Below are 14,288 nucleotides of genomic sequence, written 5' to 3' on the forward strand. Positions count from 1 at the left end.
CCATCGCCCGCAGGCGGCCATGCGTCGCGGCTCAGCGGGCCGTGGGCCTGGCGCGCTCGAGCTGGCGCGCCCGGGAACATCCCTCGTTGACTCCGAATTCGCACGCCTTCTTCAAGTCCGCCAGCGCGGCCTCGAGATTGCGCAGGTGGTAGTGCGTCCCGCTTCGTTCGAAGTAGGCGAGTCCATGCTCGGGGTTGCGCGCGAGAAAGGCGTCCCAGAGCGGAAGAATCTCCGCGAAACGCCGCTCGCGAGCCAAGGCGTAGTCTCGCTGCTGCACGACACGGAAATCGTCCGTTGATTCGGCTGGCGCTGCATCGCCCTGGGCCGCCGCCTGGATGGGCGCCGCGACGGCCTGGGCGCGCCACTGTGTGACCTGGCGGTCTCCCGGCGCGAGCTGCCCTGCGAGCTCGAGCAGGACGAGGGCTTCCTCTCGCTGTCCGGCCTTGAGGGCCTGCGAGGCCGCGTAGATCAACCCCTGCACCACTTGAGGCTGGAGGTCTCGCCCGCCCGAGTCCATGGCATCCATTCGGAGCGCATGCAGAAGGTCCTCTCCCGCGGGGCCCCACTTCTCGCTGGCGAAGTGAATCCGTGCGCGCTCGAAGTAGACAGACGCGCGGGCGGGGCGCAGGGCCACGGCCTGATTCACCTCCGCGAGCGCTTCATCCAGGGCCTGTGCGCGGCGGAGCTGCGCTGCTCGCGCCAGCCTGAACTCCCAATAGTCGCCGGCGGACAATGCCCGGGTGAGCAATTCATGTATCTGCGTGTTCTCGCTTTGGACGCGCCGGTCGCGCGCACGGTCGTAATCGGAGAAGCCGCGGAGGAATCCCAACTCGGGGCGCGTGCGGGTCTGGGCCTCCGCGAAGGCGTCCATCGCCTCGTGGCTGCCGCCCCATCGAGGGGCGAGCCCGTGGAGGTAGACGGCCAGGATGTCCACGCACGTGGGACACTGCTCGACGGCACGGGCAAGGACACGCTCACGTGCCTCGGAGTCGCCGAGCGCGAGCGCCACGTGGAGCAGGGGCCGCGCCACGGTGATGGCCTTGGGTTGGAGCCTCCAGGCGCGTTGGAGGTCAGGCATGGCACGCTCGAAAGCCTCTCGCATGCCGGCGAGTTCTTCGTCCGCGGTCGCTTTCGTGTACTTCGTCCCGCGCCGCAGGTAGCCCACCGTCACCCAGTGGGTGCCCCGTGCGGTGTAGGGTGCGAACGAGTCGGGCGAGGCCTTCACCCAGGCATCGAGGAGCTCCGTGGAGTCCGGCTCCCCATTGCCGAGCGCCGCCATCCCGTCCGTCATCCAATGCTCGTTCCGAGGATCGGCCTCCATGCCCCATTGGAGCTGCTCGACGGCCATCGTCAGGTCATCGAACTTGCGGTGAATCAGGAGGGAGCGAAGGCCGACACCGTCCACATGCCCGCGAGGCGCCTTGCCCCTCTCGGTGCCAGTGGCGGAGACGACGGGGAGCCCGCGAGGCGGGGTGCCAGGGGCTGGCATCAGGACGGGCTGCTGGCGGGCCTCGATGCGCGCCTCGACCTCGGCGCGTTTCTCCGCGTGGCCGCGATAGACGGCGAGGCCAGCGCCACCCAGGCCAAGCACGAGGACTCCCGCGCCGAGCGCGGAACGAAGTGTGGGCATGAATTTGACATCCTATCCCGTCGCAGGCGCACCGCGCCTGGCCGGCCGTGTTCTGGACAGCCGGCGTGGGCCGGGGCACATGTAGCACCCTGATGGCCTCTCGTTCGTCCTCCGCACGCGCTTCCTCCGTCCGGACGCAGAAGACGAAGCAACTCCCCGCCAGCGCCCGGAGCGCCGTGGCGAGCCGCTCCGGCTGGGGGCGCTGGGCTCTGGGCGGGTGGCTGCTGCTCGTCTTCTGGCTCAGCGTGGAGTACGCACGGCTGCCGGACGTCAGCGACCTGCGGACGCAGCACCCGCGGACCACCGCGCTCATGGACCAGCGGGCCGAGGAGGCGCGAGCCGAGGGCAAGAAGCCTCGTGTTCGCCAGACCTGGGTCACCATGGGCGCCGTGGCCCCGCACGCCCTGGACGCCGTGCTGACCTCCGAGGACGCTCGCTTCTTCCGTCACGAGGGCGTGGACTGGGTCGAAGTGGAGAACGCCCTGCAGCAGTCGGTGCGCAAGGCGCGGCTGGGCCGCGGCGCCTCCACCCTCACCCAGCAGTTGGCCAAGAACCTCTACCTCTCCACGGACCGGAGCTTGCTGCGCAAGGCGAAGGAGTTGCTCCTCGCGCGCCGGTTGGAATCCCACCTGTCCAAGCAGCACATCCTCACGCTGTATGTGAATGTCGTGGAGTGGGGAGACGGCGTGTACGGCATCGAGGCCGCGGCGCGCGAACACTTCGGCATCTCCGCGCGAACGCTCAGCGTCGCACAGGGCGCGATGCTCGCGGCCATGTTGCCCGCCCCCCGCCGCTGGTTGCCCGCCCAGCGGCCGGAGGCCCTGCGCACTCGCGCCAGCAGCATCATCGTGCGGCTGGAGCGCGAGGGGCGCATCAACGCCAGGCAGGCTCGCGATGCGCAGGCCGAGCTCTCCCGCTTCTTCGACGTATCTCCCGAGCCGGAATCCGTGGCGGATGCCATCGCCCGGCTGCGCTCGGGAAGCTGAGCGTCAGCTCACTTCGTGGCGGCGGGTGCCGTGCCGCCGCAGTGGGCCTGATAGCGCTGGAGGCGCTGATTCAGCTCCTGGCGTGTCGCGTCCGGGGCCCGCTCGTGCAGCATGTCCATGGCGCGCCTTTGCAGCCCCAGCGCCTCCGGGCACCGGTCCAACTGGAACAGCAGCGATGCATGCGTATCCAGGATGGAGGAGTCTCCCGGAGCCAGTGCGACCGCCCGCGCCGCCGCCGGGAGGCCCTTCGCGGGCTCGCGCGTCATGGCGTAGTGCCACGCCAGGTTGTTCAGGAGGTTCGCGTCATCGGGCAGCAACTCCGCTGCCCGCTTTCGCGCGTCCTCAATCTCTTTCATCTCCGCCGCCCCTCGCAGTTGGCTCGCCAGCAAGTCCCACGCGTAACCATTGTCGGGGTGGGCCTTCACCACCGCTCGCACGGCCTCGAGCGCCACTTCGCCATCGCCCATCCGCGCCGCCAGAATCGTCGCGGCGACATTCGTCGGTTCCTCTTTCAGCCCCTGCGCCACCTCGCGCTTCGCGTTCTCCAGGCGCTGTTCCCACGTGCGCTCCCCGGGCGACCGCAAGTACAGCAGCGCCCGGACGGCGTGGACATCCGCCGGCTCCATCGGGCGAACGTCCACCAGCGTTGGCACAGGGGGGAGTGGCATGGTGAGCACGCTGTACCGCCCGCTCGTCACGTAGGTGCGCAGCTCGCCTTGCAGGTCCTTCACGCCCTGGAATGACGCCTCCCATGCCTTCTTCGGATCCTCGGCGCGTGCCAGCCGCAGTTGGAAGTCCTCCATGCGCTCGGGGTGGATGTTGAACAGGTAGTGCACCCACAGCCAGGAGGAGGCGTAGTGCCATTGCACATCGCTCTTGCTCATCTGGCCCTTCTGGTCCCAGGCCCACATTTCACTGACATCGAGCCAGCCGTGCTCGCGCACGTAGCCCAGGTCCCACCCGCTCGCCCGGCCGAGCACCACCTCGTTCGTGCTCGGCTTGATGTGCGCCGTCTCCAGGTACTGCGCCAGCCCCTCGGCCAGCCAACGCGGCTGGCGGAGCAGCACGAATTTGCTCAGGTAGTGCGCCAACTCGTGCGTCTGCAGCCGCAGGTCGGGTGAATCCTCCAACAGGTATCCATTGCCGCCCATCACCAGCAAGGGCCCGCGCTCCGTGGTGCCCGCGAAGCCGGCGGCGTGGCCCTGAGTGAACTCGCCGAGCTCGTGCAGGTTGCGCAGGAGGATGACCTCCACGGTGCCGGGTGGGTCGAAGTCCGGTCCCCAGGCGAGGAGGAGCGCGCGGCGGTGCTTCTCCAGCTCCATCGCCGTGGTGGTCGCGGCCTCGGGCGACAGGTTCGTCTGGATGCGGAAGTGCGCGCTCTGCACCTCGTACCAGGGCCGGCCTCCTTCCTGCGGGCACAGCGCACGGGAGGTCGCGCAACCTGTTGTCAGCCAGAGGGAAAGACACACCAGTGTGAATCGCAAAGTCATGCGCCGCGTTCTGGCACGGAGGCTCCCGGGCTGAACAGCGGCTCCGGGTTCCAGTTTGCAACCCCGGGAGCGGGGCCTCGTGTTCCAGCAGGCCCACGGCTCTGGTAGAGGGGCGAGGTTGTCAAACCACACCCTGGAGTCTTCGTATGTCCAGAACTTCCCGCCATGCGCTCGTGTTCGCCCTGTTGCTCACCTCCACCTCGGCCCTCGCGGGGGCGCAGTGGGTGCAGGCGCGGACGGTGCTCAACACGTGTGGCTATTTCAGCACCTCACAGGCGGAGATTCGCCTGACATACCGAAACGATGACCTGCCCTGGGGCACCAGCGTGTTCCTCATCTACGGCTGGGGCGGAAGCACGTTCGACTGGGCGCCGTCGCCGCAGACCGTCGAGGTGCCGGCCGTGGCGCCGTACCATTGGGGCACCACGGTGACGGGCGTCATCCGTTCCAGGTCCTCCACGCAGTACACCCATCTCAACTACGTCTGGAAGGTGGTCCTCCCGGACGGCCACGAGTTCTACGAGAAGGGCAATGACTCCACCTACGGCTATTACGCCGCGGATTTCTCGCAGGTGCCCATGCCGTGTACCCAAACGGCGGGAACGTTCATCGGCAACCCGACCCCGTTGACAATCACCACGGTCGTCAAGAACTGACGCGCTCCCGCGCACGCTTCGAAACGGCGCTCAGCGTGGTGCCCCGGGGCCGCCTGGAGGGTAGGGGGCTCCCGGTGGCGTTGGGAGTGGTGGTTCCGTTGCCGCGCGGAGGTCTGGGCCCCTGCGCGGATGTGGCAAGGGATTACTGCGCGGTCATGAGCTCGATGTAGTCGTCACCGTAAAGAGAGTTGTCCCACTTGGAGGCGAAGCCCAGCGCATGCTGGGGGTTCACCACATGGGGGGCCGCTTTCTTCGCCACGTCAAAGCGGGTGATTTCGTTCGGGAACAGGTCCAGCACCCGGCCGAACTGCTTCGCGGTCAGGTAGTTGCGGCGGAACATCTTCTCCGCCATCTCCTCGCGAATGATTTCGTTGGACGTGTTCTTGAGGGACTGCAGGACACCTCGGAAGGTCTCCGCGTCCATCGCGAATTGGCCGTCACGCTTCATGATGCAGCCCGGGTCCTCGCCGGTGCCACAATCCCGGAAGGCAGGCTCGGACGCGAAGGTCCGAACGGGCATGGCCTGCTGCTCCTCATGCCGCTCTCTCCGGCGCTCGCGGCGCTCGTGCTTTTCTTCACGTCCCGAGTGCGCGGCGTCACCCGTCACTTTCATCTCCACGCCCACGTGCGCTCCGCCCGCCTGGACGTTCATGTCCACGCCGTGCTGTTCGCCTTCGGGGCCCATGCCTGTCACCCGGACGCGGGTCGAGGGCATGTCGTGGGCATCCGTCTGGATGTCCATCTGTATCCCCCCGCTCTGAGCGAAAGCGACGGAGGAGAAGACGAGGGACGAAGCAATCACGGCTCGAGCAATCGAGGTCATTCGGGTTCCTGGTGGCTGAAGTGGGGTGGCCGGCTTCTGAACGCAGGGAGGCGTCAAGCCGCGCCTGTCCAGGACGTGCTCCTGGTGCAATTATTCACAGCTTCTGTGTGAAGCGTTCCGGCGGTGCGTGGATGCGCTCGGATTGCCGCGCTGCGTTCACTTCGCCGGGCCGGAGCCGGGGCTTCCCTCCTGACGTTCACGCGCAGGGGGAGGGAGTGGTGTCTGGGGTCAGGGGACTGGTGACTGCAGTCACCACGTTCAGCGCTTCGCCGGCGGGGCGCTGTTCGCCAAACCCTTGAAACCACGAGGGCACTCGGCTCAAGCGATTCGAAATGGGCGTGGCATGAGGGGTGCAATTCACCGGGACAACGCTGTACCATCCCCTACCGCCGCACTCCCGAGGAGTCTCCCATGGCCCGCCGCATCGGTTCCTCCCCGTCCCGTTCCTCGACGCTCCCTTCTTCCTCGGTGTCCAAGCCCAAGCCGCCGCCGCGCGCGTCCACGCTCCCGTCGTCGACGTCGAACAGGCCCGCTGCGAACGCGACGTCGACCACCCGGCCCACGACGCCTCCTCCGGCCGCGACGGCCACCCGGCCCACGGCGCCCTCGCCGGCCGCGACGGCGGCGCCCGCTGTCGAGTCCAAGCCCCTGAAGCACCCGGCCATGCCCGAGGGTCAGCCGTCCTACAGCCCCTGGGAGAACAGCACGGGCGCGGCCTCGGACGTGATGCTGAGCGGTGGTGACAACAAGCTCACCGCGCCCCCGATGGCCACTCAGCACATGTTCCTCGACAAGCCGGGCCGCCCCTTCCAGAAGGACACCTTCGGTGGCGGCCAGTTGAGCGGCAACATCGGTTCGGCGCAGGCCTCGGCCACGAGCTACAAGGGCAAGGAGGGGTTCCACTACTCGGCCCAGGGCGAGGTGAGCGGTCCCAGCGCCGCCTTCGAAATGGAGAAGGTGCACGCGGGCCGCCTGGGCGTGTCGAGCGGCCGCATCACCGGTGAGGCCACCAGCTTCAAGGCCCAGGCTCAAGCCGGCGTGTCCGCCAACCACAGCGACCACGCCTATACGGCCGCGCTGACGGCCAAGGCGGAGACGGGCGTGGGCGTCAGCGCGAGCGCCAGCCACGACTTCAACCGCCACGTGGGCGGCTACATCAAGGGTGACGCCAAGGCCTCGGCCAGCGCCTTCGCCGAGGGCGTGGCGACGGTGGACCCGCGGACGGCCACGGCGATGGTCTCCGGCCAGGTGGGCGCGTCCGCCACGGCGGGAGCGTACGCCACGGCGGGCGGCCACGTGGGCCGGGTGCACGGCTCGGCCACGGTGGGCGCGGTGGCGGGCGCCGCGGCCCAGGCGGGCGGCAAGGCCGGTCTGGAGAACGGCTTCTGGAAGACCTCCGCGGACGTCAATGCCGCCGCGGGTTTTGGCACCCACATGAAGACCGACGTGGCGGTCGACCTGCGTCACCACCTGGAGCCGGGCATCGCGGCGGGTCTGCGTCCCTCCCTGGGCGCTGCGACCGCGGTGGCCTCGCCCGCGAGCACCATCGAGCCCGAGAAGTCGCGCGTCGAGAAGTTCTTCGCCAAGGCCTTCCACAAGGCCTGAGACGCCGCCTGAGCCGTAGCTTCGATTCGTGCTGCGGCCCGGCGTCAGGAAGCCCAGGACCCCCATCAGGGTTCTGGGCTTTTCCTTTTCAGGGGCGCCCCGTGACGCCATCGCAGCGCCTTGGGGCGACGTCGGGTCAGAGCGAATAGCTCAGCATCCACGTGTAGATGTCATGACCCGCCGAGCCGCTGTAGGTCCGGGACCAGGAGTCGTGGCCCACGCCTGGATACAGCGTGAGTTTTGCTGGCGGGCTCGCCGCTGGATTGCAGACGTTGTTCAACCGGTCGACCGGGTTGATGGACCCATAGGGGGACACCGTCGTATCCGCCGTGCCATGGAACGCCCACACCGGGACGTTCCAGATGTTGCAGGTGGGAAGTCCGTTGCCATTCCCCGCGATGGGAACAATGGCCGCGAGCTTGTGCGGGTAGTTCACTGCGTACGTCCAGGTGACGTTGGCGCCAGCGGAGAGGCCCGTCAGGTAGATGCGGTTCGCGTCGACGCGATAGTGAAGCTTGGCGAACTCGATGATGGCGTCGATCTCCTCGATGCCCCACCAGGCATTGAACCGCTGCGGCGAGAGGAGGATGAATGGGAAGTGCCGACCATTCCGGATGAGCCGAGGCGGTGCGGTGACCCCCATCAGCTTTTCAAGGCCATTCGCCGACGCGGTTCCATCTCCTGCCTGGTCCAGTCCTCCCAGGAAGATGACCAGGGGATAGCGCTCCTCGGAGTTGTCGTCGTAGTCCTGTGGCAGGTATTCCCAGTAGCCGTAGTTGATGCCCGGCACCGTCAATCTGGGGCGCGCCAGGATTTCGCCCTGTGCGGCCAAAGAGCCCTGCGCGAAGAGCAGGACCCCACCCAACACGATGCGCTGCAATATCGACATGGCGACTCCTCTCAAACATCCGGGGAGCCGTTATGCTAGTTGTCGAATTACGCGACTTCCAATGAGTCACTGAGTTGCAGCAGGGGTGCATTAATCAAGAGCGGCAGGCCAGACGCTTCGGCTGAATGCCTTGCTTTGCTCTTGTTTGAGAAGACCGCGTCTCGATTCATGGCCTGTTCCCACGGACGAAGCTCATGGGAGCGGCAGACGCCTGGGCCCGGGCCCCATCAAAGGGGCCCGGGCAGGTCCGGCGCATCGTTACGGGCGCCGGACCGGGTTCATCGGTCCTGGAAGTAGTCGAGCGACGGGCAGTGGGTCGCGTACGCGTGCCCGGTGAGCTCACCGTTTCCGTAGAGGCCGGTCACGTCGAAGGCCACGAAGTGAGACTCGGGGGGCGCGCCATCCCGGACGCAGGTGGGGCACAGCGAGGCCGCCACGGGCGTGAAGGTGAGGCTCGTGCTGTGGAGGAAGAACGCGGTGGTGAGCACGCCCTCGAAGTCGACCAGCGTCGCACGCGGCTCACCCAGCGCAGAGCCCGTCTGCGGCGTCCGATCCACCGGCACCCTCACTGAGTAGACATTGACGAGCTGTGGCGGGACCTCCGAAGTTTCGGACGGGCACTCTCCCGGCGCGCCGTTGTTGAGCTCGATCCACAGCTCCCACGGGTCCTCCGGGTTCGCCGGTTCCTCGTAACCGAAGTAGGCGCTGGTCATGACGCGCTGGTTCGCGCCCAACCGCATCGTGACGGAGGTCTCCTGGCATTCACCCTCGCAAACGGTGAAGGGGTCCGTGCCGGCGTCAGGCTCGGTGCCGGCGTCGGGCTCGGTGCCGGCATCAGGCTCAGTACCCGCGTCCGGCTCAGTGCCGGCATCAGGCTCAGTACCTGCGTCGGGCTCGGTGCCGGCGTCAGGCTCGGTGCCCGCGTCAGGCTCCGTGCCTGCATCCGGGGTGGTGCCCGCGTCGGGCTCCGTGCCTGCATCCGGAGTGGTGCCGGCGTCAGGCTCGGTGCCGGCGTCGGGCTCCGTGCCAGCGTCCGGAGTGGTGCCGGCGTCAGGCTCGGTGCCCGCGTCGGGCTCGGGCTCAGTGCCCGCGTCGGGCTCGGGCTCGGTACCCGCGTCAGGCTCAGGCTCAGTGCCCGAGTCGGGCTCGGGCTCGGTACCCGCGTCAGGCTCAGAGCCAGAGTCGGGCTCAGGCTCAGTGCCCGAGTCGGGCTCAATGCCGGCGTCCGGCTGGGTGCCCGAGTCCGTCTGGGAGCCGGCATCCGGAGGCGGATCGCCATCATTGGGATCGCATCCAGAGAGCACGGGGACAAAGGTGAGGGATGCAATCAGCAGGGAGAAAATCGAGTGTCGCAGGTTCATCCCACGGATTGTCACGGGTTCTTGGCGCGGATGCGAGAGGGGCCGAAACTTTGCGTCACGGTGAAGTGGCTCCCCGGAAGCCGCGCCCGAATTCCGCGAGTCACGTTCCACCTCGTGCCGTGTGAGACCCCGGCGTTTGTGCGAGCCCGCGATTCTCACGGCGTGAGACATCGTGTGGGGGCCTCACTGCGCTGCGCCCATGGCCGACAGGTGATGCCGTACCTGTTCCGACGCCGACCTTGCGACGTCGCAGGTTGTCTTCGAGAGCGTGGGCCTACATCCAAGTCGCGTCACATCGGGGGCACAGCGTGGCGCGCTCGTACTCCGCACGTGGGCCTTCGAAGCCGCAGGCGAAGCACGTCCGCTCAGGTTTCTGGGAAGAGGCGACGCCGACAGTCGAGGGCGCAGCCTCCCAACTGGGCGCCGCGCTGGCGGCGGGCAGCGGCATCCCCGGCTCCCAGACGAGCTCACATTGCAACTCGGCAAGAGGCTCCAGGGGGCCGTCGACCACGGCGGCGATGAAGGCTGTAGGGAGGGTGGCTGCCGCGTGGCGCTTCACCGTCATGCGGTCGAGTCCGGGGGAGACCCGGGGCCCGAATCCCACGGAGAAGGTGACGCTCATGCCTCCGGACATCACGGAGTTGAGCAGCGAGTCGCCCAGGTCGATTCCCATGGAGACCTCGCTCGACGCGGCCTTCATGTCGCTTTCCTTGGGAATCTCCAGGGTATCGAAGAGCTTCCACGCGGGCCGTATGCGCCCGGCCTTGGGGTGGAGTTGGGCGTCCACCTCGACGTGAACCTCATCGAACTCGGGTGGCAGCTCCAAGGGAATCCGCCAGCGCACCACGCGGCCTCCCGCGAGCGAGGGAAGGGGAAACTGCCCGAGCATCCGCTGCGCGGAGCCCTCCTTTTGCCTCCCCATCACCAGGACGGACGATGGGGTGGCGGCGGGAGGCTCGAAGGCGCTCTGAAGCCACAGGACGGCGGTGGCCTGCCCCAGGGAATTGCGCGTCACGGGCTCCACATGCAGGTGGAGGGCGCCGAACTCACGGGGCGGGCGCCCGACGTGGTCGAGGACGTCTGCGTAGAAGTCATCCATGCTCACGCATCTTCGTGGAGAAGCGTGGCGGCGCGCCAGTCAGGCGCGCCGTCTGGGCTTACCGGGGCGTGTTGATGACCGTCAGCCGCTGCGGCTCCGGCGTGCCCCAATTGTTCGGCGTGTTCCCCGACATCGCAATCCCGTCGAGCGTCACGTTGCTGTCGAAGAAGTAGAGGGCCCCGCCCTCCGGCGCCCGGTTGTTGCGGAACTCGCCGCCGCGGAACGTCCAGTGATTGCTGGCCGGAAGGTGCGCCGTGTTGACCGCGCCGCCCACGCCTCCAAATTGGGTGCGCGGGCCCGTGCACTCGTTGTCGTGGAAGACGTTTCCGGCGGCGACGCCCCCGCTGGTCGGCGCAATCAGCATGATCGCGCCTCCGAACGCGGGCGCCTTGTTGAAGCGGAACGTGTTGTTGTTCAGGTTGACGTTCGACCGGGAGCCAATCCAGAGCGCGCCGCCAGCGTTCTCGGAGTAGGAGCCCTCATCACCCGCGCCGTTTTCGCCGCCGACCTTGTTGCCGTACTCGAAGATGCAGCGCTCGAGGAAGTCGGCCCCACCATCCGAGGTCGCCGCCAGCCGCATGCCGGCCCAGCCCGTGGTGGGGTTGGCGGCGGTGAAGACGATGGGGCGCTCCGCGGTGCCCTGAGCGGTGATGCGTCCGAGGACGGCGAGCTTGAAGTGCCCCGTGAAAACAAGGCGGACGCCGGGCTCGAGGGTGAGTCGGTTGCCTTCGGGGACCGTCACGTCGCCCGTCACCAGGTAGGGCGAGCCGGAGGCCGGCAGCGTCCGTGTCGTGATGTCCCCGGAGAGATTCGTTCCTCCGGTCGTGGTCACGACGACGGTGGCGTTCGCGGTGGTGCTGCCGTGGTCGTTGGTCGCCGTGAGGGTGTACGTCGTCGTCGCATCCGGCCGGACTTCCGCCGTGGTTCCGCTCACCTCTCCTACACCTTCGTTGATGGAAATGCTCTGCGCACCCGTGACCTCCCAGGCGAGCGCGGCCGACTCGCCCGGCGAAACGACCGCGGGCGTTGCATCGAAGCGCAGGATGTTGGGGCGGTCGGGGACCGGGTCCGGGGAGGTGCAGGCGGTGACGACGAACGCGGAGAGCGCCAGGACGAGGAAACGCGAATGGAGCATGCGCCTCTTCTAGCCCAACAGGGGAGGACCCGGAATCGGGCTGGGGGCGTGGCTCGCTTGCGTGGGGGCCATGCAGGCCACGTGAACGGCTTCACGCCAACCCCGTGATACGAGCGCCAGTTTGCTCAGGTTTCGCGTGGCGCCCGCCAAGGGGGGGGCTTCGGGGAGGCCGCTGTTCCGTGAGGCCGAAGGCCATGGGCGGCAAGGCGGTGTGTGGCGAATCCGTTACGGCGCGAGTGGCTGTGATTGTGGGCGCCGTTCCGGCTGCCATTGCATTCTCAGTTGCGAAGGGAGGCCATTGTCCTGGAAGGCGGCTCAACCGTGGCCCACCTGACAGATTCCACATGCCCTCATGCGGGCGCTGTAACGCGAATCACCACAAGGTCACTTCGTCAGTAGCGAAGTGAGTCACACGGGAGCCGTGGATGGCTTGAATTGCTGGCGGTTATTGCTTGGCGCATTTTCTGCTCATGGGGTTTTGCCGCGACGAGGTTGCAATCCCTTTCGTGCATGTCGTGGTAACCCCGTATCAGGGAGTCCCCACATGTTGAAATCCCATACCCTCCTCCCCCGAGCCATGCCGTGGCTCGGTGTGGCGATGCTGTGTCTTTTCATGGTCACCCAGGCTCACGCGGCGCCGCGTCCCGCGCCGGTGCCCTCCAAGCCCGCCAAGGTGGACCCGTGCGAGTGCGGCCCGCTCGATGTCGTCTTCGCCATTGACGATACCGGCAGCATGGGCGGATCGCTCAATGCCATCAAGTCGTCCTTCCTCAACCTCCTGAGCCAGATTCAAGCCTCTTCCAATAATGACTACCGGCTGGGACTCGTCACCTTCAAGGACGACGTCACGGTGCGCGTGGACCTGGGCTCAGGCAACGACGCGCAGATGAGCGCCGAAATCAACAATCTGGTCGCGAATGGCGGCGCGGGCGCACCAGAAGCTTCCGACGAGGCGCTCAACACCATCATCCACAACCTCCCGGTGCGCCTCTCCCAGAACGGGGCGTTCACGGGCATCTGGCGGACGGGCGCACGCAAGGTCGTCGTGCTCGTCACCGACAACCTGCCCGGCGGCTTCAATGACAACTACTCGGCGGGAAATGTCCTGGCTTCCGCCATGGCGCAGTCCGCTGCCAACAATGGCATTCGGATTCACGCCGTCTACGTGCCCTCCTGGGGTGGAACGGATCCGACCATCGCCGGGGTCATGCAGAACTACGCCACGGTTTCGAATGGCGCCTACCGTGTGACGCAAGCGAACGGAACGGATGCGGGGCTGGCCGTGCAGGATTTCCTGAGCGACTGCCGCGGCTCGTCGGACGTGTACATCCGAGACAATGTCTACGACAACGGCACGGAGCCCAGCAGCTCCGACATCTGGACCAGTCCGGACATCAAGGTCTGCAACAACGCCGCGGGGTGCGCCACGCACACCAATCCCGTCTTTGGCTCGACCAACAACTTCGTCTTCGTCACGCTGCGCAACAATGGGCCGGTGCGCCCCACGGGCCCCATCAACGGCCGGTTGCGTTTGTATTACCTGCCCTCGGGTGGCAGCGCGCTTTGGGGCTCGGGGAGCTGGGTTCCTTTCGCGACCCTCTCGAACATCCATCTGAGCGCGGGCGAGGTTCGCACCGTCGTCGCCCATTGGCCGAACGTCCCGTTCCCGGGGCACTACTGCATCCTCGCGCGCTGGGAATCCGGGGGCGACCCGATGACCTTCCCGGAACTCCTCGGCTCGGACACGGTGGTCAACACGCGGCAGAACAACAACATCGCCTGGCGCAACGTCGACGTGGTGCGGATGCTCACCGGTGGCGTGGGCCACACCACGTATGACTTGCGCCTCCGGGAAGAACACATGCTGACCCTGTTCCTGCGCCCCGACGCCGACAGGCCGTTCCCGGGTGGCGTGGCGGTGGACCTGGGCGCGGAGCTGTTCGAGGCCTGGAAGGCGACTGGCGGCGAGGCCGAGGGGCTCGAGGGCTCGGATGGCTCGACGCTGTTCTTCGGCGGCCACGGTGGCGCGGTGAACTTCCACCTGGGCAAGACCATGACGCACCGGCTGCACCTGACCTTCAAGGCCGGTGGTGAAGAGGGCGTCTTCCCGATGAACGTCTTCGAGGTGTTCGACGGCAAGGAGTCGGTGGGTGGCGTGCGCTACGACATCACCGTCATTCCGCCTCACGCGGAGCCCGTGCCCGTGGCCCCGGCGGTCCGTCACCTGGGGGACAAGGGCGTGGAGCTGAGCTGGCATCACGCCGTTCACCACAGGCACTACACCCTGGTTCGCAGCAAGAACCCGGCGTCGGGTGACTTCGAGCGCTTCGCCGAGGTCATGCCCACGGAGGACGCGAGCGAGACGGCGGCCCTTCGCTTCGTCCTCGGCTCGCGCGACGACGCGGACTACTTCTACGCGGTGGAGAGTCACAGCGAAGGTGGCTCGGTCGTCAGTGAGTGGGTCACGCTGATGCTGCCCTCCAACAAGGAATAGTCCGAAGGGCCCACGCTCCCCGGGCGGGTGGTTTCCTCCGCCTGGGGGCGTGGAGTTGTCGCGTTGGGGGCGGGCTTATGGCGCCCTCAACCGTGGCGTATCCGACCGTCGAGTGCCTGA

The 14,288-nt window shown here is 67.4% G+C and carries 11 protein-coding genes; 4 read left to right on the plus strand and 7 right to left on the minus strand.

Features of this window, described 5'->3' with window-relative positions; translation table 11 throughout:
- Window positions 1-31: 31 nt before the first annotated feature.
- Window positions 32-1,630 (minus strand): DUF4034 domain-containing protein, encoded by a 1,599-nt coding sequence (locus tag A176_RS07775; protein WP_002634597.1) that lies wholly within the window; start codon window positions 1,628-1,630, stop codon window positions 32-34.
- A gap of 92 nt (window positions 1,631-1,722) precedes the next feature.
- Between A176_RS07775 and mtgA the strand changes: the two genes are divergently transcribed.
- Window positions 1,723-2,616 (plus strand): monofunctional biosynthetic peptidoglycan transglycosylase, encoded by an 894-nt coding sequence (gene mtgA, locus A176_RS07780; protein WP_002634596.1) that lies wholly within the window; start codon window positions 1,723-1,725, stop codon window positions 2,614-2,616.
- Between the two features lie 8 nt (window positions 2,617-2,624).
- Here the strand turns inward: mtgA and A176_RS07785 are convergent, their stop codons facing one another.
- Window positions 2,625-4,106 carry a tetratricopeptide repeat protein gene (locus A176_RS07785; protein ID WP_044889523.1) on the minus strand — a complete coding sequence of 494 codons (1,482 nt, stop codon included), beginning with the start codon at window positions 4,104-4,106 and terminating at the stop codon, window positions 2,625-2,627.
- Between the two features lie 146 nt (window positions 4,107-4,252).
- Between A176_RS07785 and A176_RS07790 the strand changes: the two genes are divergently transcribed.
- Window positions 4,253-4,762 carry a hypothetical protein gene (locus A176_RS07790; RefSeq protein ID WP_002634594.1) on the plus strand — a complete coding sequence of 170 codons (510 nt, stop codon included), beginning with the start codon at window positions 4,253-4,255 and terminating at the stop codon, window positions 4,760-4,762.
- Window positions 4,763-4,904: 142 nt separating this feature from the next.
- Here A176_RS07790 and A176_RS07795 read toward each other — a convergent pair whose 3' ends face one another.
- Window positions 4,905-5,585, minus strand: coding sequence for a proline and serine-rich protein 1 family protein (locus tag A176_RS07795; protein ID WP_044889522.1), 681 nt, complete (start codon window positions 5,583-5,585; stop codon window positions 4,905-4,907).
- 411 nt (window positions 5,586-5,996) lie between these two features.
- Between A176_RS07795 and A176_RS07800 the strand changes: the two genes are divergently transcribed.
- Window positions 5,997-7,190 (plus strand): hypothetical protein, encoded by a 1,194-nt coding sequence (locus tag A176_RS07800; RefSeq protein ID WP_044889521.1) that lies wholly within the window; start codon window positions 5,997-5,999, stop codon window positions 7,188-7,190.
- 136 nt (window positions 7,191-7,326) lie between these two features.
- Here A176_RS07800 and A176_RS07805 read toward each other — a convergent pair whose 3' ends face one another.
- The 4 genes from A176_RS07805 to A176_RS07820 all read right to left on the minus strand — a co-directional run bounded on the left by A176_RS07805 (window position 7,327) and on the right by A176_RS07820 (window position 11,674).
- Window positions 7,327-8,079: a carboxylesterase family protein gene (locus A176_RS07805; protein ID WP_002634590.1), complete on the minus strand. Its 753-nt coding sequence runs from the start codon at window positions 8,077-8,079 to the stop codon at window positions 7,327-7,329.
- A 278-nt stretch (window positions 8,080-8,357) separates the two neighbouring features.
- Complete coding sequence (locus A176_RS40865) at window positions 8,358-9,440, minus strand: hypothetical protein (RefSeq protein WP_002634589.1); 1,083 nt, start codon at window positions 9,438-9,440, stop codon at window positions 8,358-8,360.
- 274 nt (window positions 9,441-9,714) lie between these two features.
- Window positions 9,715-10,539 carry a hypothetical protein gene (locus A176_RS07815; RefSeq protein WP_021781060.1) on the minus strand — a complete coding sequence of 275 codons (825 nt, stop codon included), beginning with the start codon at window positions 10,537-10,539 and terminating at the stop codon, window positions 9,715-9,717.
- Between the two features lie 58 nt (window positions 10,540-10,597).
- On the minus strand, window positions 10,598-11,674 hold the full coding sequence (locus tag A176_RS07820; protein ID WP_002634587.1) for a hypothetical protein: 1,077 nt from the start codon (window positions 11,672-11,674) through the stop codon (window positions 10,598-10,600).
- A gap of 544 nt (window positions 11,675-12,218) precedes the next feature.
- Here A176_RS07820 and A176_RS07825 point away from each other — a divergent pair.
- On the plus strand, window positions 12,219-14,168 hold the full coding sequence (locus A176_RS07825; RefSeq protein ID WP_002634586.1) for a vWA domain-containing protein: 1,950 nt from the start codon (window positions 12,219-12,221) through the stop codon (window positions 14,166-14,168).
- The last annotated feature ends 120 nt before the right edge of the window (window positions 14,169-14,288 follow it).

The sequence above is a fragment of the Myxococcus hansupus genome (genome assembly GCF_000280925.3).
Taxonomy (GTDB): domain Bacteria; phylum Myxococcota; class Myxococcia; order Myxococcales; family Myxococcaceae; genus Myxococcus; species Myxococcus hansupus.

Coding starts and splice junctions, on each gene's coding strand:
- A176_RS07775 (WP_002634597.1), bottom strand. CDS start 1,630: ATGCCCACACTTCGTTCCGCGCTCGGCGCGGGAGTCCTCGTGCTTGGC.
- mtgA (WP_002634596.1), top strand. CDS start 1,723: ATGGCCTCTCGTTCGTCCTCCGCACGCGCTTCCTCCGTCCGGACGCAG.
- A176_RS07785 (WP_044889523.1), bottom strand. CDS start 4,106: ATGACTTTGCGATTCACACTGGTGTGTCTTTCCCTCTGGCTGACAACA.
- A176_RS07790 (WP_002634594.1), top strand. CDS start 4,253: ATGTCCAGAACTTCCCGCCATGCGCTCGTGTTCGCCCTGTTGCTCACC.
- A176_RS07795 (WP_044889522.1), bottom strand. CDS start 5,585: ATGACCTCGATTGCTCGAGCCGTGATTGCTTCGTCCCTCGTCTTCTCC.
- A176_RS07800 (WP_044889521.1), top strand. CDS start 5,997: ATGGCCCGCCGCATCGGTTCCTCCCCGTCCCGTTCCTCGACGCTCCCT.
- A176_RS07805 (WP_002634590.1), bottom strand. CDS start 8,079: ATGTCGATATTGCAGCGCATCGTGTTGGGTGGGGTCCTGCTCTTCGCG.
- A176_RS40865 (WP_002634589.1), bottom strand. CDS start 9,440: ATGAACCTGCGACACTCGATTTTCTCCCTGCTGATTGCATCCCTCACC.
- A176_RS07815 (WP_021781060.1), bottom strand. CDS start 10,539: ATGGATGACTTCTACGCAGACGTCCTCGACCACGTCGGGCGCCCGCCC.
- A176_RS07820 (WP_002634587.1), bottom strand. CDS start 11,674: ATGCTCCATTCGCGTTTCCTCGTCCTGGCGCTCTCCGCGTTCGTCGTC.
- A176_RS07825 (WP_002634586.1), top strand. CDS start 12,219: ATGTTGAAATCCCATACCCTCCTCCCCCGAGCCATGCCGTGGCTCGGT.